The organism is Candidatus Chloroploca mongolica, assembly GCF_004762035.2.
Lineage (GTDB): Bacteria > Chloroflexota > Chloroflexia > Chloroflexales > Chloroflexaceae > Chloroploca > Chloroploca mongolica.
This window is the reverse complement of the sequence record NZ_SIJK02000013.1, coordinates 53,104-70,242: the sequence shown is the minus strand read 5'-3', so window position 1 is coordinate 70,242 and position 17,139 is coordinate 53,104. Positions and strand designations below refer to the sequence as shown.

Genomic DNA, 17,139 nt, shown 5'->3' with positions numbered 1-17,139 from the left:
GTTATCCCCAGGAAAGATCTCTTCACCGGGGCACCAAGGCTCATACACCCTGAGGCTGATCGCGTTTGTAACCAGTACTCGGAAGTCAAGGATAATCCGGCCAAAGGCTGATCTTGTTTGTAACCGGGTTTATTATACTCATCACAGGTCAGGCGTCCGGAGCGACAGACGAGTCCCTGACAGATACCTCTAATAACCCCACTGTCGTCCCCTTACACCCCCAACGGCTGCCATATGGCAGCCGTTTCCACATGAAGGAGGCATATGAGACGTTCCCGCTCACCATCCAGGCAACCACCCAGATCACGTCATAACTCCCGACGTTCTATCCTTGCAATGGGGATGTTTTTCGCGCTAGGAACACTTCTTGTGATCGTTGTGTTGGTCACGAGGCTTCCTGCAAGCCAACCGACACCCGTAACCCCGATCGCAACCGACGGATGCCGCGGGTTGCCCGCATTTGCCCCTGCCTTCGCTGCCGAAGCCGGAGGTACGCTGGCGTTGGCAACCGATCGCACCGAGCAAGGCCTCGTTCTGCTCACCGACTCAACCGTCTATCAGCATCCAACCTGGGATGATGCCGGCTACCTCGGGGCCATGGCCTATGATCATATGGGCAATGTCTATGTGGCTCCCACCCCGCGGATTTCACTGCAAGATAACCCCCTGGCAGGCGTGACCACCCTCTGGCGGGTTGACAGTGCAACCGGGATCATGAGTCCCTTTGTGACACTAGAGGGCGAGGCCGGCGAACGCAATCCCTTTGGCATCCTGGGCCTGACCTATGCCTGTGGGCTTGACCGCCTCTTTGCCGGGACAGTCATCGGCTCAACCCCTGGCGAAGAACGGGGCGGCATCGTTGCGATCGATCGAGACGGGCAACAGACCAGCCTGGTGACGGGCCTTGATGTGATGGGAGTGCTCGTTGTGACAACCCCCGATGGCTATGATCTCTATGCGGGCCTGGCACGGAGCCCTGATCTTATTGCGCTCCCGCTCGATGCCAACGGAACCCCCAGCGGGCCACTGCGCCCCCTCCTTGATCTCACCACCGCTGGGGCCACTGCCGGCGAACGCGCCCGCAAAATGCGCCTCGTCGGTGACGAACTCATCGTTGATCTAGTGCCCTTCAACTTCTCATTGCAATCGAGCGCCACCGGCAACCCACAGGCTCGTCAAGCCACCTGGGGGTGGGATGCTGATCTGGGCGCATGGGTGGTGCGGGCCTCAGCGCGGTAAATAGTTTGTCAACTAAGGTTTCTGGTGTTTTGCGAGCCTGGGTGCGCGCACCTACGCAAAAACCTTTGCGCCTTTGCGTCAAAACAACCGCCTTCTTGGCAAGCTATTGGGTCTAGCCCGAGAGAAGAGCGATCTTACGGGCGACGCCGGGGGAGGCGAAAGGTGAGCAGGTTGCGGCGTTCCGGTTCGGGCTGATCCAAGAAGGCATCTTCACCGGGGCGCAGGCCAGGCCGCGTCTCAAGCCAACCTTCGCGTTGCTCGCGTACCCGTTGCAGCAACGGCTCGATAGCCTCGGCGTCGCCCTCGTCAACCTGATCGCGGACTTCCAACAGAAAGCTGATCATCTCGTCGATCCAGCGATTGAGGCCCACGCGATTGGTCAACAGGATATCGCGGTGCATTTCAGGGTCACCCGAGGCAAGCCGCGAAACATCGCGAAAGCCCGTCGCCGCCAGGGCCGCCATCTCTTTCCAGGCCGGGCTGCGCCCGGTGATCTCGACCAACCCGACCGAAAGCAGCATAGGCAAGTGCGAGATACCAGCCACATAGACATCATGCTCTTCAGGGTCGATATAGTACGGCTTGGCTCCGACCGTCCGCACCATCGCCTCAACCGCTTCAAGCGCCGCCTGAGGGGTACTTCGCCCGGTGGTTAGACAATAGATCGCCCCTTTGAAGAGATCCGGATCAGCGGCAGCAGCCCCGGCCTTCTCTTTGCCTGCCATCGGGTGCCCACCAACATAGGCCACCCCCAAAGGCAACGACTCAGCCCAGTGTGCCACTTCGGCCTTGGTGCTCGCAACATCAGTCACAACGGTGCCTGACGCCAGCAGCGGCCCAAGCTGGGCAAACACCTCACGGATCGCAAGCACCGGGGTTGCCACCACAATAATCTGAGCGTCACGCACCGCCTCGACCAGCGTCCGCGCCTCGCGATCAATCGCCAGCCGCCCGCGCGCCTCCTTCACCGCCCGCTGATCACGATCCCACCCAACAACTTCCAAGGCACCCAGTGGCGACTCACTCACCTCAGCCGAACGCAACGCCATGCCAAGCGACGTACCAATCAATCCCAGCCCGATAATGCTTATCCGAACCATGCATGCTCCTTAGACTTCGCCGCTTACTTCGGCACGCACCTGCGCGAGAAAGAGCAATTCAGCAATCACAACCACCACTGTCAGCAACAGCAAACTGACCCACGTGAGCACCCGTAGACCGGCGAGCATGGCAATCATTGCCACTAGCAGGCCAATTTCATACGACTGACGACGCACCCGCCGACTATCAAGCGCTCGCGCCCGTGTGCGAAAGAGGCGCAGGCTGGCAGCATGAAGAAAGGGACGACTGACCGCCGCCCCAACTAGAAAGAGGGCTACGATGAAGAGGGCGTAGATTGGCAGATCAGGCAGATCAAGCAGCCAGTCTTGTGGTGCAGGCACAAAGGCAAGAATGTAGAGCAACAAAAACGAACCGACGGTGCCCTCAATCGCCAACCCCGTCAGACCCATCGCCCGCTCAACCGGGATAAAGGTCAACAGCGGAGCCGTCAGGGCCAACCCATAAAAGAGCAGCCGCTGCAGCGCCAAGACTGGATCAGCCGGCGAAAGCCCGCCAAAAAGTAACAACGCCAGCGCTGCCGCCCAGCAGAGGCCGGCGATCGCCGCGAGCAACAACGAGATTTGCGGTCGCGCAAGATTCATAAGGTCACTCGGCGTTATACTCGTGCCGTACGCTGGCGCAAGAGATGGTCAGCCAGCACAAGCGCGAGCATGGCTTCAGCCACCGGCACCAGACGCGGTAGCACCGTCGGATCGTGTCGCCCTCGCACCTCAATGGTCGCCGCATTGCCCTCGCGATCCACCGTTTGTTGGGCCTGCGCAATGCTCGCTGGCGGCTTGGCAGCCAGGCGTACCACAATCTCTTCGCCTGTCGAAATGCCACCGAGGATTCCTCCGTGGCGGTTGCTTACTGTGCCAATGCGCCCATCCTCGCGGCGCACAAAGGGATCATTATGCTCAGAGCCACGTAGCCCGGCGACACCAAAACCTTCACCGAACTCAACCCCTTTGATCGCTGGGATCGAAAACATAGCCTTACCGATATCAGCCTGCAGTTTATCAAAGACTGGCTCACCCAGACCAGGTGGCACACCGCGGGCACGAACCTCGACAATGCCACCAAGCGAGTCGAGCGACCGACGCGCCAGATCAACTCGCTCAACCATCAACGCAGCCACCCGAGCATCCGGGCACCGCATAATATTGCGCTCAATCTCGTCCTCGTCAAACACCTCGGCACACAGATCACCCATCTGTAGCGTGTAGGCAATGATCGAGATGCCTTCGCGAGCGAGGAGCAAGCGGGCAATCGCCCCACCAGCGACCCGCCCGATGGTCTCACGCGCACTCGAACGCCCACCGCCCCGCCAATCGCGAAAGCCATATTTGGCGTCCCAGCTATAATCGGCGTGGCCGGGTCGATAGAGATCTTTGATATTTTCGTAATGCCCCGACTTGGCGTCGGTGTTGAAGACAAGCATCGTAATCGGCGAGCCAGTGGTGCGCCCCTCGAAAACCCCCGACAGGATCTGTACCTGATCGGGTTCCTGCCGTTGTGAACTCACTTTGCTCTGTCCAACACGGCGACGGTCAAGCTCACGCTGGATCGCCTCAGGTTCGAGAGGCAACCCGGACGGGCAGCCATCAACCGTGCATCCCACGGCTGGCCCGTGCGACTCGCCCCATGTGGTCAAACGAAAGATCTGCCCAAAGCTATTGCCTGCCATACGAATGTAACGCCTCCGGCTGAAGCTCGCGGGGCTTGCCCCCCCAAGCCCGACTTCTTGCCAACGCAAGCAAGCTTCCTGGGGGGCGCTACCCCATACGCATGAACGGGGAAACCAACGCGTATGCTGGCTTTTTTCGCCACCACAAGCCTGATTTCGGGGGGCCTGCGGCCCCTAAACTCCCTGCCAACATAACATAGTTTTCAGGGCACGGCAAGTCGGAAGTCCTGGCCGAAAAGAGAAGGATCTGCCGTACAATTAGGCTATGGTAGAGTACGACGCCAGGAGATAAAGCATGACCAACGGCATAGATGAGGGAGCGGGTTTCAAACTCGTAGCGATCGGTGGCGGTGGTGGGGTGAGCCAGGTATTGCAAGGGATGCTGCCCTATCATGGCAAACTTACCGGGGTGATTGCAGTCACCGATACTGGGCGCAGCACCGGGGTCGCTCGTGAACTTGGGGGCATCCCGGCCCCCGGCGATCTGCGCAATACGCTCGCCAAACTTGCCCACGATCCCGATGACCTGCTCGCACGGTTGATGCAGTATCGCTTTGTTGCACCAACGCTGCCAGCCCTTGACGGCATGGCCTTTGGCAATCTCTTGATCGCTGCCCTGGCCCAGATGACCGGTGATTTTGGGCAGGCAATCACGATCATCAGCGCGATGCTTGCTTGTCGTGCCACCATTCTGCCCGTCGCAACCGTTGATGCCCATCTCTGCGCCGAACTCGCGGATGGCAGCCTGGTCGAGACCGAACTGGCCGTACGCGGCCTCAACAAACCACCACTTGCCCGCCTCTTCCTCAAACCCGCTTCAGCCCCCGCCAATCCTGCGGTGCTTGCCGCAATCAGTGAAGCCGATTTGATTGTGCTTGGCCCGGGCAGTTTCTTTACGTCGGTGCTCGCCTCGTTACTCTTTGAGGGCATGATCGACGCCCTCCGCACAAGCAAAGCGCAGATCGTTTTTGTCTGCAATACCACCACGCAGCCAGGCCAGACCGACGGCATGAATGTCTATGCGCATATCGATCACCTGGTCGCTCTGCTTGGGCCGGGCACCTTGACGGCCGCTTTGATCAACCGCAGTGAAGATCTTGATCCTGCGATCCTGGCGGCCTACGCCGCCGAAGGCGTGCATCTCCTTGAGCCTGACGACCAGGAACTGGCCCGCATCGCCGAACGCGGAGTCACGCCACTGGTGCGCAGCCTCACCGAAACCCCCTCAGGCAAACGCGAACTCTGGAACAAACAGGACACCATCCGCCACGACCCTGCTTTGATCGGCATGGCGCTCTGGAAACTCATCCTCGATCAACGCCCCTGAAACCCATTGTTTTTCTAGCACAAAAGGCCAGCGAAGTTGGCCTTTTGTGCTAGAAAAACAACGATTCTCGGGTCACGCCCTCAAGGGCGCTCGAAGCGTTGCCCAAGGGCCGCAGGGGCGGCAACGGCCAACCGTGAAACAAGCATCGCGACAGGGCCGCGCAAGATCGGTGGGAGACTCGCAATCCGCCGGAGCGCTTGCGGGCTAGAGACCAGGTTGACCAGCGCCAACACCAGAATCATCAGCACAAATGGTGCCACCTGGAAGACCTGTGTTGGTACACCTGCCATCGTACGCTGCGAGCGAAGCGCGACAATCTCAAGCGCGGCAAAGAGATAGCAGCCAAAAGCGACTCGCCACGGGCGCCATCCTCCAAAAATCACAATCGCCAGCGCTATCCATCCCATGCCAAAGGTGTGTCGGTACGACCAACCCTGCCGAAGATCGAGCGAGTAGGCCGCCCCGGCGATGCCCACCAGTGCCCCCCCAAGAATGCACATCAGGTAGCGCATCCGTGTCACGGGGACCCCACGCGCAAACGCCGCCGCAGGTCGCTCGCCAAGAGCCCGCACTGTCAAACCCATGCGCGTATGAAAGAGCATCCACCAGATGAAGGGCACCAACAAAAAACTAAGATAGATCAGCAGATTATGCCGAAAAAAGATCACCCCAACGATTGGCAGATCAGCCAGCAACGGAATCGGCAGAAACGGCACTGATGGGCCAGGCACGCGCACCACTGGTGCACCAAGAAACGAGGAGAGCTCAATCCCAAGCAGCGCAAGCACAAAACCCACCGCTGTCTGTGACTGGCCCAGCGTGAGGCTGAGGATGCACAGGATCAGGGCTATCGCCGCCCCGATCAGCGCCGCCGCGCCAAAGCCCAGCGGAACGCTGCTGGTCACAAGGGCCACCGTGAACCCACCCATCGCCCCGAGCATAATGGTGCCATCAAGCGAGAGATTGATCACCCCCGAGCGCTCGCTGAGCAACGCACCCATCGTGGCAAAGATCAGCGGTGACGCCGCCGCAAGCACGGCCCCCAGATCAATCGCTAGCTGGTTCATGCCCTTCTCCTGCGCTGCATCAAACCGCGTGATACCAGGGCAGCCAGCACGAGTGCCCCTTGCAAAACACCGGCAATGCTGCTATCAATCCCCAGAGTCAGGGGCAACTGCACACTCCCAACGGTGAACGTCGCAAAAACGACCGCGACTGGCAACACCCAGATCGGGCGGGCCAGCACGAGCAAGACCACCAGCAAACCAATAAGGCCAACCCCACTCGAGATATTGGGAATCAGTTGGTGAAAGACGCCAAGCACCTGAAGGGTGCCGGCCAGACCAGCCAGCAGGCCACACCCTGCCATAGCTTGCGCCATGCGTTTGACCGCTGGCACACCCAGACGATCAGCCGCTGCCCCATTGAGCCCGACCGCCCGCACCTCCAGCCCCCATCGCATCCGTGACAGTACCCACCAGACTATTACCAGGGACACAAGGGCAATAATTGGCGCAAGCGGAGCCAGGCGCAACGAGCCGACCGTAGGCAACCAGAGTTCGCGGGGCAACAGCGCCGTCCCCGAAGAAGAAGCGCTCCCTTCGCGCCGCCACGGCCCAAGAATGAGATAGAGCGCAATGCCACTGGCAAGAAAATTCAAGCCCAGGCCCGCAAAGATCTCGTTCACCCCTGCTCCGAGGCGCAAACTCGCCGCCAGCAGGGCCCAGATCATCCCGCCTGCCGCACCAAAAGCAAAACTGATCATCCAGAGCAACGGGGGGGGGAGATCGGGAAAGAGCCGGAGCGGGATCATCGCCGCAATCGCCCCGAGCACGACCTGCCCTTCGATCCCCAGATTATAGAGACCTGCGGCAAAGGTCAGCGTCAACCCACCTGCACAGAGGATCAACGGCGACGCAAGCATCACCATATCACCAAACCGGATCGGGGTACTGAAAGCACCAAAAAGAAGGATCCGGTATGCATCAAGTGGAGCCACATCAACCGTCAGCAACACCACGGTTGTCAGCACCAGGGCACCGAGAAAAGGCAAGACCAGACGAGCCAGATAATCAGCGAGATCAGCTAGCCGATATGTCGTGCGACTGGTGAGTTGTCCTCCCGCGTCTTGAATCTGCATAACAACTTCAGGCTAACGCCCTTCAAGGTGCGTCAAGGCGCACTGCGTTCAAAACCGACGCCACCAATCAACTCGGCCAGCCGTGCCCCAGTCAACGTAGCCCGCGGCAACAGGGCCGACATTTCGCCCGCAAAAAAGACCAGGATCTCATCACTATAGGCCATGAGCTCATCAAGATCCGCCGAAGCAAAGACCACCGAGCAGCCAGTGGCACAGCGTGCCTGCAAGCGTTGCCAGATCCCCTGGGCCGAGGCCACATCAAGCCCGCGAGTCGGCTGTTCACAGGCCAACCCGCGACAAGCATCGGGCACCAGCGCAAGCATCGCCCGCTGCTGATTACCGCCAGACAACGCAATGAGTGGAGTGATCGGGGTTGCCTTAATTTCGTACGCCGCAATTGCATCACGGGCCGCCTGTACAGCAACTTGCCGATCGACGGTAATCCCCGCCGGTTGCAACAGCGCAAAATGATCAGTCAAAGAGAGGGCACCGACAATGCCATCACGCATGCGATCAGCCGGTAAGTATTCGATCCCGGCCTCGCGGTAGGTGCGCGTGCGTGCGCGCGTCATATCCACGCCATTGACCAGGATCCGGCCACTATCGGGGTGCAGACGACCGGCCAGCAGACGGAGCAAAAGCTGCTGTCCACTCCCATCCAGTCCCGCCAGGCCAATGACCCGCCCCTGCGGGATCCGCAGATCAACGTTGCGCAGCCTGACCATGCCCTCACGGGCCGTGACTTGCTCAAGCTGCCAGACCAGCGGTGTCGTTGGACTAGCCTCAGAGGATCGCTCATCCTGGCCTGGATGAACCACAGGGACACCCGGCGGTTCATTCACCGTTACCCCTGCCAGCAACAACGCCTGTCCACTTGTCTGAACAATCCGTTCACCAAACATCAACTCGAGCAAGCGTTGCTGTGGTTGCGGCATCGGTAACTGTTCACCGACCAGTTGCCCGGTGCGCAGCACACTGACTGTATCGCACAGCGCTGCAACTTCATCAAGTTTGTGGGAAACAAAAAGCACGGTATTGCCATCAGCGGCCAACTGGCGCAGCGCTTCAAAAAGAGCCTGGGCCTGGGCCGCCGTGATCCCGGTCGTTGGTTCATCAAGAATGAGGGTACGGGCCCCACAGGCGAGCAGGCGAACAATTTCAAGTTGCTGTCGTTGCCCAACCGTCATAGCCCCGACTGGCGTATCAGGGGCAAGGGTAAAACCGAGGCGTTGCGCCATCGTGGTCAATGTTGTCCGAGCCATCGCCCGTGAAGGAAAAGCACGCCGCGGGGCGGCACAGAGCAGATTCTCTAGGGCCGTAAAACCAGGCACATCAAGCGGATCTTGATGCACCATACCCACCCCGGCCCCAAGCGCATCGCCCGGCCCACGCAGCCTGACGGGTTGACCGTCAAACTCAAGCTGACCCGCATCGGGCTGCAGAAAACCCGACACGAGTTTCATCAGGGTACTTTTGCCTGCCCCGTTCTCACCCAGCACGCCGTGAATCTTGCCCGACGCAAAGCGCAACGACAGCCGATCGTTGGCACGAAGGCTGCCGAAGGTTTTGGTTAAGTTCGTGACGGCAATTTCCATCGCACACCCGGCTTCTTACGCTGGTTCCATAAACCTAGGGTTTCGCGGCGGAACAAGCCAGCATAGCTGGCTTGTTCCGCCGCGAAGCGAAGATATTTGGCTTCCGCAGATCCTTATGCGCTACGGCGCACTCTGCCCTTCGATACCCTCAAGCAGCTGCGGTGTATTCCAGACTGCCAGATCATCAGCAACCTCACCATCAGCCACAAAGACCGTGCCATCCTGGAAGTTCAGCGGCCCAGTAAAGAGATTCAGACTGCCATCGGCCAGTTTGCTGATGAAATCATCAAGCAGCGCCCCATTCTCAGGCGTCAAACCCGCCCCTTTGATGAAGCCAATCATACTGGTATCGGGATTATTGATATCGTTCCAATCCGGCCCGATCCATTCCCACTGTGACTCAAAACGACCTTCCATCGCATCACCGAGAATTTCGGTATAGCGTGGCCCCCAGTTAAAATAGGGCACCCCAAGACAGACATCCTCACCTTGAGCACAGGCATCTTCGTAGTCATACGGCACCGCCCAGACCGTTCGCCCGGCTGCCGAGGCCTTATTCGCCTCAACTAACCCCTCGGTTGTATCAATGCCCGAGATAATGACATCGTTGCCTTCATTGATAAAATCAGTTGCCACACGGGTCGGATCAAGCGTAACCCCAGGAATATTGAACCAGAAGCCAATCCAGGTCACCTTGAAGTCAAGGCTATCAGCCGGCTGATCACGGTAATTTTCCCAGCAATACTTCGCGCCAAGATAGGTCGAGTTGACCAGACGACGTGTCTCGGGGTCAATCAACGGGCCCAGGTAGGCCAGTTTGCCCGCGTCGCTCTGCAGCGCAGCGGCACAACCTGCCATCATTTTGCCATACTCCATGCGCCCCATCAGATTGGTCAGATTGGATGGCGCACTCCCCGTCAAGACTGCATCACCCGAGGCATGCAAGAAATAGACATCCGGATGGGCTTCGGCGGCAAGCTTCGTTCCGTCAGCAAATTCGGCGCTATTGGTAATCACAAACTTCGCGCCCTGGTTGATCAACTCCTCAATCGCTTGCTCAACCTGGACGTTGGGGCGGTCAGCGGGATTGACTTTATCAATGTAGATAAAGCGTGACCCCGGCAAACGGGCCTGGGCATACTCAGCCGCCGCGAAGTGGGCCTGGTTCCAGCCACCATCATTCGTCGGGCCAACCAGAATCATCCCAAAGACAAACTCTTCTTCAGTCGGGGCTTCGGTCGCTGCGGGTGGCTCGGTGGGTTGAGTCGCTTCAGCCGTAGGCTCAGCGGGGGCATCTGTTGGCGCAACCGGTGGCGCACCGGTAGCCTCGGGGGCAGGAGCAGCGGTCGGTTGCGCGGCGGGGGTTGTCCCACACGCGCCCAGCAGCAAGGCGAACAGAATAAGCAGGGCAATGAACCGGACGGGTGGCTGACGCATGGTTTGCGCTCCTCTGGTACCTGGACAGGCCGGCAATAACAAATGCTGACAGCAACGTGGAGTTGCTGTCAGCATTGATGCATTCGCACGAAGACAATGGTTTTACAACGGGCTCGTGCCCTTTGCCGCGTCATCGCTGGCGTTCATATATTAAGTTCAGGTTAACAACTACGGGTGAGTATACTCTATGCCTGGATGCGTGTCAACCTGGATATGCTGCCAGCGCAGGGCGATTGCATTATACGAAATCGGATACAACGGGGCACCCGCAAGGGGTGCCCGTACCGGGGCGGGGGCCAATCCGGTGTACGGGCACCCCTTGCGGGTGCCTTGGCGGGGTGCCCTGGCGGGTGCGGGTGCCCTTGCGGGTGCCCTGGCGGGTGCCCTGGCGGGGTGCATACACGGAAGATGCAATCGCCCTGGCTGCCAGCTTCGCTGGCAGCCAGGGCTACGTCGAGGATGTGTATGCACCGCACCGCCAACTCAGTTTGCGATGAAGAGATCGCCAACTAATCCGTCAAGTGTCGGCTGAAACGGCCAGAGCATAACCCCCGCTGCACCTGTAGCACGGCTCGTGGCAAGCCCAATCCGCAGATCACGTCGCAATTCCTCTTCGTTGCGCAGGGTTCCGGGGCCAGTTGGAAAACCGAGTTCAGTAATGACGATCGGTTTTTGCTGAGGCAAATTCTTCAATTCAACAAGCGCACGGCGGAGATCAGTGGGAAAACCGGCTCCATAATACCAGTGCTGAGCATAGCGCCCCGAATCATACGGATCATTGTCATAGTAGTGAAACGAGTAGAAATCCACCAGATCTGCCGGTGAAGCATAGAGTCCAGCAGGACGGAAATAGCTTTTACCAAAACCCATCCCAATCGTTATCGGGCGGCCAGGGTCAAAGGCACGCACATCGGCGCTCATGCGTGCGAGAAAGACTACTCGATGCCAGGCCAGTTCACGGCATAACGGAAAATCACCATTATCCCAGTCCCAGCACCGCTGGTCCATCGGGCTGCCAATATCAGGCTCATTGAAGAGATCCCAGCCGAGCAGACCGGAACGTCCTGCGAGATGGCTGACGACCGGGCGAATATGCAAGGCAGCGGCAGCCTCGTACTGACCACCGTGCAGCTGATCTTGCGGAAATTTCGCCAGCAAGACCGGCAAGACATAGATGCCGTGGCGATTGGCGCTGGCAATCATGGCATCAAGGTGCGCCATGGCAGGGGCTTGATCATACGCTTCACTCGTTGTCCGCGCGCCACCAAACACATAGTAATTGAGAAAGATCCGGATCGTATTAACGCCAAGCGTCTGCAGGCGCGCCATATCGGCATCAATCAACGCTTGATTCCATGGGCAGCGTCCATCCGCTCCGAAATGCAATTCAGGGCACCCAGGTGGGGCACCAGTATAGTCAATATAGTTGACGCCACGCACCTCAAAGGGTTGTCCATCGACAAGCAACTGATCACCAGCCACCGTCACGGCAGGCAAACTCGGCCCACCTTGCGCACGCGCCGTGCTCCGCCGGGCCTCAGCCGCATCTAAACTTGTTGCGCCTAGCACAACCAAAAGGATCACTAGCGCCATCTGTCCGATTGGTCTACGCCAACAAGATGAGCTCATCGTCAACCACAGCCTCTCATACCAATTAACCGGTGAGGTATCCGCATCCGTACATGGACATGGTATCACATCTAGAGACGAGCCAACACCGCGTCACGGTTGGTCAAATTGCCTAGACCTCGTCCTTCAACCGCCAAGGCAGCCGCAGCACTGGCAAACTGTGCGGCAGCCAGCGCATCACCGGTCTCAGCCAGATGCACGAGCATCGCCGCAGCGAAGACATCGCCCGCACCAGTTGGATCGTATTCCTGCGCAGGGCACGCAGCGAGTGGATGGCTCACACCATGCTGGTAGAGCGTCGCCCCTGAAGCACCGCGCGTCACCACAACGAGCGGGCAATGGCGCGCATAACTCGCGACCAGCGCTTCATCACCAGCCACATCCTCAATACTAACCACCAGCAGATTGATCCGACGCAACAATGCTGGCGGCGGCAGCCAGCGGCAGGGTTGCACCAGCGCCGGCAGAGGTTCGGTCCAGGTTCGCATCCAACCCTGGGGTGTCACCACGATCAACGCCTCAGGAAACGCCGTGATCATCGCAAGATCAAGTTCCTGTGCAACAGGAGCCAGATGCACAAGCCGGGCGGCGTACCAGGCGTGAGGCAGATGAGCAAGCACAAGCGGCGAAGCCAGCGCGTGCAGCCACTGACTTCGCCGATGAGCATCATAGCGATTTTCAAATGTCGTCACGGCTGGTGAAGGCACCAGAACGGTCTGAACACCTTCCTGATCGGGAAGGAGCGCCGCTGGAGTGCCCGCCGTCGCCATTGCGGCGGTCAAACCCAGACGCACCGCTACCCCCGTCGCATAACGTACGCTGCCCCCAGGCGCAAACCGGCCATCAGGCAACCGATCGTACGTAGCATGCCCGAGGGCAAGAAACTGCGGCACCATCGTCTTCAACAGCCTAGCAACAACTTATGAGCGTGCCGGAAAGATCACAATCTTACGATTCTCACCCTCACCCGAACTCTCGGTATAGATCGTCTTATCATCACGGAGCGCAAGGTGGACAATCCGACGCTCGTAGGCCGCCATTGGTTCCAGCATCATCGGGCGACCGGTCTGGCGCACCCGTTCAGCCATCCGGCGGGCCAGACCTTCGAGCGACTCCTGGCGACGCTGGCGATAATTGCCAACATCAACGACAATTTGCGGCCACTTCTGCACCTGACGACTCACGAGCAGATTAAGCATAAACTGAAGAGAACGCAGTGTCTCGCCACGGCGACCAATCAACAGGCCCATTGCCTCTTCATCGGCCCCCTCGACGTGCAGCGTGATCGTCTCTTCGACATCACCTTTTTGCCCAGGCACCCGCGAGACAACTGGCGTCACATAGGCATGGATATCCATACGTGCGAGCAACTCATCAAGCACCGTCTGGGCTATCGTCTGCACATCATCGGTTGAAGAGGCTCGAGTGATCGGAAGCGCAGACACTGGTTCGTCATCATCATCATCTACCACCGTGACACGTACCAGGGCCTCATCTCCAGCCTCGCCAGGCTCGAGCACCGCGATCATCACCTCGTCACGATCTTTGCCGAGCTGCGCCAGGGCGAGCTCAACGGCTTCAGTGACGGTGCGTGCGCTGATCTCGATGCTTTTCATAGTCTTCCTTTTACTCCTATTTGCGTCTACGATTGCGGCGTGGACTTACCTGTCCTCGCATCTGTGCCTGGGATGCCTTGTTGACCTGTTCTCCTGGTTTATCCACGATCAGGTCAGCGCCACCTTCGGCGCTATTCGCTGATGCTACCGCAGGCTGTAACTCGGTCAACGGACGCATCACACCCCAGAAATCAGCACGTGTGGTTGAGACAGATGCTTCAGCCGAAGCACCCGTGTCGGTGGCAACGGCGGCAACTGCCGGTGCAGGCAATGTCGTTGACTTGCCATCCGGGGGCAAAAACTTGAGATAATTGGCCAGCGAACCCCACCCGGTAATGAAATACTGTTGCACCACCCCAACCATGCTGCTGACAACCCAGTAGAGCACCGCACCCTGAGGGAAGGTGAAGGCGATATAGCCAAACACCAGCGGCATAAACATCATCATCTGGGTCATCATCTTCTGCTGGGGATCCTGCACTCGCGGGGTCGCCATCACCGTCTGCAAGAACTGGAAGACAATCGAGAGAATCGGCAGCACAACATAGGCCAATCCTGCAAAACCATTGGCCCCAAACGTGACGCCACCGGGATCAATCAGACCAAACAACTGTTGTGAAAAGACTGCGGCAACAGCAGGATCTTGTAACGCTGCTTCAGCCGCAGGACTCAGATACTGGCGTCCCTGTTCACCACCAAACAGGTGATAGACAGCCTGATACACACCAAAAAAGATCGGCAGTTGGAGCAGCAACGGCAGACAACCACCAACCGGATTAACCTTATGCTCTTTATAGAGCTTCATCGTCTCTTCTTGCAGCTTTTGCGGATCTTTGCCGTACTTCCGCTGCAATTCTTTCATCAACGGCTGAAGCTGCTGCATTCCCCGGCTCGAACGAATCGAACTCAGGGTGAGGGGCAAAATAAGCAGGCGTGCGGCAATGGTAAAGAGAATAATGCCAAGGGCCACATTGCCTGTAGCTGATGAAAACCAGATCAGCGCCTGCTCAAGCAGGCCAACAAACCATGACCACATATGGTCTCCTCAACGTATGCGCACCCTTGACGACCTAACCATCTTCTTCGGCTTCACACCACAGGTGCACGGGTACCGCAGGGGCGAATATAGACACTCAACAGGTTAAACGCTGCGCCAGAGTTTTGCCTGGCGCAGCAGCCCTTCAACTAACTGTTGCAACTGTGGGAAAGGTAACTCACCCACTTCAGGCTTACGCACAACAAAAACGAGATCATAGCCTGTTTCAACGTAGGGCAAAGCCAGACGAACAGCTTCACGCACCCGTCGCTTGGCTCGATTGCGTATCACTGCGCTTCCCAGGTACTTGCCAACGACAAAGCCACAACGAAGACGGTGTGGTCTGCCGATCCGCACGTACAAAGTCAGCAGCGGTGACACGAAACGTTGACCCTGGTTTCGCACACGCCGAAACTGTTCAGGATGACGCAAGCGGAGAGCACGTTTCATATCAGATCATGACACCATAGCCACGGCTTCAGGCGTGTTGTGATCGTACGCTGTGCGACGTGCAGCACCATTTAGCGATGCCCACGTCGCACCTGACGACGCTCATCGCTCACCGACAGCTTATAGCGACCCTTGATGCGACGGCGGCGCAGGATGGCACGCCCATCTTTTGTCTCCATCCGTGAAAGAAATCCATGTTTACGCCGGCGCGGAATGCGCTTGGGCTGCCATGTACGTTTTGGCATATCTACGCTCCTCTCTATATGACAAACTCAGAGTATTATACGTGCCACGTTCGGGCAGTGTCAAATACGTTTCCCCCAGGTGCGAATACTTATTCCCCACGTTATCAGGTGGGTGTGAGCGGCTAAACCACTCACACCCACCTGATAACATGGGGACTGGGGTTTACATCCCAGACCGTTGCGCAAGCCCAGGCAAGGGCAGACTACTCGTCGCGGCCAACCTGCTGCAACGTTCGTTTGATAGCATCACGCTGGCGGCGATCCTGGCGCTCCTCTGGTTCGTCGTCAAAGTCCTGCTCTTCACGCTTATTTGTTTTGCGCTCACGACGCGGCGGAACCGATCCACCAAACTTGCTGAGCAGATCTTCGAGGGTTGCATCACCAACGAACTCTTCTTCAACATCCTCGGTGCTATACGTTTCGGGCTGAACGGCATTGCGACGCTCACGTTCACGCTCACGGCGCTCGCGGCGCTCACGCTCGCGCTCACGCCCGGCCTTGGCCTCGGCTGCGGATGAGGCAAAACGTGCTGCCGCTGGTGCATTCGCCGAACTGGCCGTCGCACGTGACTGGGAGGGGGCATTGCCCGTCGCCGGAGCGTAGCCCTCTTCGTCACCCTCGACCATCGCGTCGTCATCGGTCTCTTCAAGCCGCATGGTCAGGCTTATCCGCTTGCTCTGCTGGTCAACTTCAAGCACCCGGACACTGACCTTATCGCCAACGGATACGACATCCTCAACCCGATTGACCCGATTCGACGACAGAGCTGAAATATGAACCAGGCCATCGCGCCCAACCCCGATATCAACAAAAGCACCAAACGGGGCAATACCACTGACCACACCTTCAAGAATCTGATTGGGCTCAAGCTGCTGCATCTTCTGCGAGCGTTGCGCACGGCGCAGGCTCAAGCTGATGCGCGTTCCATCGGGGTCAACTTCGAGGATCTTGAAGGAGAAGCGATCACCAACTTTGACCGCATCTTCAGGCTTTTCAACCCGTCCCTCAGCCAGTTCACTCACGTGAACCAGGCCATCCTTGCCCACACCGATATCCGCAAATGCCCCAAACGGTGCATAGCCAGTAATGACCCCTTCGACCACATCACCGATTTTCAACGAAGCAAGGCGTTCTTTGTCAACCTCGGCACGCCGTGGACGATTCGCCGTGCGTGGCGCCCCACGGACAACCTCAGCGCCACGTTCGCGTTCACCGCTACCGGTTCGCATCGTCAGACTAATCCGGCGCGCTTCGGGATCAACACTTTTGATACGCACGTTGACGGTATCGCCAATTTGCACCAGATCAGACGGGGTATCAATGCGGGTATCACTCATTTCCGAGATATGCACCAGACCATCGCGCCCAACCCCGATGTCAACAAAAATGCCATAGAGCGCAATCGACGTTACACGGCCTTCAAGTTCCATCCCCGCACGCAGATCTTTGAGTTTACGTGGGCGCGAACCATCCTCGGCCACCGGGGTAAAACTAGCGCCGGACTCGGCAGAAGTTTCGCCTGTCACCACTGGTGCAACTGTCGTGGTCTCTTCGGTCACGGCTGCAACTACCGCTTCCACCTCGGGCGTGGCGACCGCTTCCACCTCGGGCGTAGTGACCGCTTCCACCTCGGGCGT

At 58.5% G+C, this 17,139-nt stretch carries 16 protein-coding genes; 2 read left to right on the top strand and 14 right to left on the bottom strand.

What is annotated here, in order from left to right; translation table 11 throughout:
- The first annotated feature begins 369 nt into the window (after positions 1 to 369).
- Entirely contained in the window at positions 370 to 1,239 is an 870-nt protein-coding gene (locus tag EYB53_RS09425) for a hypothetical protein (protein WP_135477938.1), read from the top strand.
- 134 nt (positions 1,240 to 1,373) lie between these two features.
- Here EYB53_RS09425 and EYB53_RS09420 read toward each other — a convergent pair whose 3' ends face one another.
- The 3 genes from EYB53_RS09420 to aroC are packed head-to-tail and all read right to left on the bottom strand — an operon-like array spanning position 1,374 to position 4,027.
- Positions 1,374 to 2,339: a prephenate dehydrogenase gene (locus EYB53_RS09420; protein WP_135477937.1), complete on the bottom strand. Its 966-nt coding sequence runs from the start codon at positions 2,337 to 2,339 to the stop codon at positions 1,374 to 1,376.
- Between the two features lie 9 nt (positions 2,340 to 2,348).
- Positions 2,349 to 2,942 carry a hypothetical protein gene (locus tag EYB53_RS09415; RefSeq protein ID WP_135477936.1) on the bottom strand — a complete coding sequence of 198 codons (594 nt, stop codon included), beginning with the start codon at positions 2,940 to 2,942 and terminating at the stop codon, positions 2,349 to 2,351.
- A 14-nt stretch (positions 2,943 to 2,956) separates the two neighbouring features.
- Positions 2,957 to 4,027: a chorismate synthase gene (aroC, locus tag EYB53_RS09410; protein ID WP_135477980.1), complete on the bottom strand. Its 1,071-nt coding sequence runs from the start codon at positions 4,025 to 4,027 to the stop codon at positions 2,957 to 2,959.
- Between the two features lie 295 nt (positions 4,028 to 4,322).
- On the opposite strand from aroC, the gene EYB53_RS09405 reads away from it, so the two are divergent.
- Positions 4,323 to 5,354: a gluconeogenesis factor YvcK family protein gene (locus tag EYB53_RS09405; RefSeq protein WP_135477935.1), complete on the top strand. Its 1,032-nt coding sequence runs from the start codon at positions 4,323 to 4,325 to the stop codon at positions 5,352 to 5,354.
- Between the two features lie 80 nt (positions 5,355 to 5,434).
- Here the strand turns inward: EYB53_RS09405 and EYB53_RS09400 are convergent, their stop codons facing one another.
- The 11 genes from EYB53_RS09400 to EYB53_RS09350 form a co-directional block, all read right to left on the bottom strand.
- Entirely contained in the window at positions 5,435 to 6,421 is a 987-nt protein-coding gene (locus EYB53_RS09400) for an ABC transporter permease (protein WP_135477934.1), read from the bottom strand.
- Positions 6,418 to 7,494: an ABC transporter permease gene (locus EYB53_RS09395; RefSeq protein ID WP_135477933.1), complete on the bottom strand. Its 1,077-nt coding sequence runs from the start codon at positions 7,492 to 7,494 to the stop codon at positions 6,418 to 6,420. Before EYB53_RS09395 ends, EYB53_RS09400 begins: the two co-directional genes overlap by 4 nt.
- A 32-nt stretch (positions 7,495 to 7,526) precedes the next feature.
- A complete protein-coding gene (locus EYB53_RS09390; protein WP_135477932.1) occupies positions 7,527 to 9,089 on the bottom strand; it encodes an ABC transporter ATP-binding protein in 1,563 nt (520 codons plus the stop codon).
- Between the two features lie 120 nt (positions 9,090 to 9,209).
- Complete coding sequence (locus EYB53_RS09385; RefSeq protein WP_135477931.1) at positions 9,210 to 10,526, bottom strand: BMP family lipoprotein; 1,317 nt, start codon at positions 10,524 to 10,526, stop codon at positions 9,210 to 9,212.
- 483 nt (positions 10,527 to 11,009) lie between these two features.
- Positions 11,010 to 12,119, bottom strand: a complete 1,110-nt coding sequence (locus tag EYB53_RS09380; protein WP_209949602.1) for a cellulase family glycosylhydrolase — start codon at positions 12,117 to 12,119, stop codon at positions 11,010 to 11,012.
- A 107-nt stretch (positions 12,120 to 12,226) separates the two neighbouring features.
- Entirely contained in the window at positions 12,227 to 13,051 is an 825-nt protein-coding gene (locus EYB53_RS09375; RefSeq protein WP_135477929.1) for a PfkB family carbohydrate kinase, read from the bottom strand.
- A gap of 24 nt (positions 13,052 to 13,075) precedes the next feature.
- A complete protein-coding gene (gene jag, locus EYB53_RS09370; protein ID WP_097651801.1) occupies positions 13,076 to 13,771 on the bottom strand; it encodes an RNA-binding cell elongation regulator Jag/EloR in 696 nt (231 codons plus the stop codon).
- A gap of 16 nt (positions 13,772 to 13,787) precedes the next feature.
- Positions 13,788 to 14,807 carry a YidC/Oxa1 family membrane protein insertase gene (locus EYB53_RS09365; RefSeq protein WP_135477928.1) on the bottom strand — a complete coding sequence of 340 codons (1,020 nt, stop codon included), beginning with the start codon at positions 14,805 to 14,807 and terminating at the stop codon, positions 13,788 to 13,790.
- 105 nt (positions 14,808 to 14,912) lie between these two features.
- Positions 14,913 to 15,257 (bottom strand): ribonuclease P protein component, encoded by a 345-nt coding sequence (gene rnpA, locus EYB53_RS09360; protein WP_135477927.1) that lies wholly within the window; start codon positions 15,255 to 15,257, stop codon positions 14,913 to 14,915.
- A 71-nt stretch (positions 15,258 to 15,328) separates the two neighbouring features.
- On the bottom strand, positions 15,329 to 15,502 hold the full coding sequence (gene rpmH, locus EYB53_RS09355) for a 50S ribosomal protein L34 (protein WP_097651798.1): 174 nt from the start codon (positions 15,500 to 15,502) through the stop codon (positions 15,329 to 15,331).
- A gap of 203 nt (positions 15,503 to 15,705) precedes the next feature.
- Positions 15,706 to 17,139, bottom strand: a 1,434-nt coding sequence (locus tag EYB53_RS09350; protein ID WP_216863621.1) for a S1 RNA-binding domain-containing protein, incomplete at its 5' end; no start/stop codon positions are given.

Excerpts from the sequence above, each read along its gene's own strand:
- EYB53_RS09420 (WP_135477937.1), bottom strand. The coding sequence starts at position 2,339 with ATGGTTCGGATAAGCATTATCGGGCTGGGATTGATTGGTACGTCGCTT.
- EYB53_RS09415 (WP_135477936.1), bottom strand. The coding sequence starts at position 2,942 with ATGAATCTTGCGCGACCGCAAATCTCGTTGTTGCTCGCGGCGATCGCC.
- aroC (WP_135477980.1), bottom strand. The coding sequence starts at position 4,027 with ATGGCAGGCAATAGCTTTGGGCAGATCTTTCGTTTGACCACATGGGGC.
- EYB53_RS09405 (WP_135477935.1), top strand. The coding sequence starts at position 4,323 with ATGACCAACGGCATAGATGAGGGAGCGGGTTTCAAACTCGTAGCGATC.
- EYB53_RS09400 (WP_135477934.1), bottom strand. The coding sequence starts at position 6,421 with ATGAACCAGCTAGCGATTGATCTGGGGGCCGTGCTTGCGGCGGCGTCA.
- EYB53_RS09395 (WP_135477933.1), bottom strand. The coding sequence starts at position 7,494 with ATGCAGATTCAAGACGCGGGAGGACAACTCACCAGTCGCACGACATAT.
- EYB53_RS09390 (WP_135477932.1), bottom strand. The coding sequence starts at position 9,089 with ATGGAAATTGCCGTCACGAACTTAACCAAAACCTTCGGCAGCCTTCGT.
- EYB53_RS09385 (WP_135477931.1), bottom strand. The coding sequence starts at position 10,526 with ATGCGTCAGCCACCCGTCCGGTTCATTGCCCTGCTTATTCTGTTCGCC.
- EYB53_RS09380 (WP_209949602.1), bottom strand. The coding sequence starts at position 12,119 with ATGGCGCTAGTGATCCTTTTGGTTGTGCTAGGCGCAACAAGTTTAGAT.
- EYB53_RS09375 (WP_135477929.1), bottom strand. The coding sequence starts at position 13,051 with ATGGTGCCGCAGTTTCTTGCCCTCGGGCATGCTACGTACGATCGGTTG.
- jag (WP_097651801.1), bottom strand. The coding sequence starts at position 13,771 with ATGAAAAGCATCGAGATCAGCGCACGCACCGTCACTGAAGCCGTTGAG.
- EYB53_RS09365 (WP_135477928.1), bottom strand. The coding sequence starts at position 14,807 with ATGTGGTCATGGTTTGTTGGCCTGCTTGAGCAGGCGCTGATCTGGTTT.
- rnpA (WP_135477927.1), bottom strand. The coding sequence starts at position 15,257 with ATGAAACGTGCTCTCCGCTTGCGTCATCCTGAACAGTTTCGGCGTGTG.
- rpmH (WP_097651798.1), bottom strand. The coding sequence starts at position 15,502 with ATGCCAAAACGTACATGGCAGCCCAAGCGCATTCCGCGCCGGCGTAAA.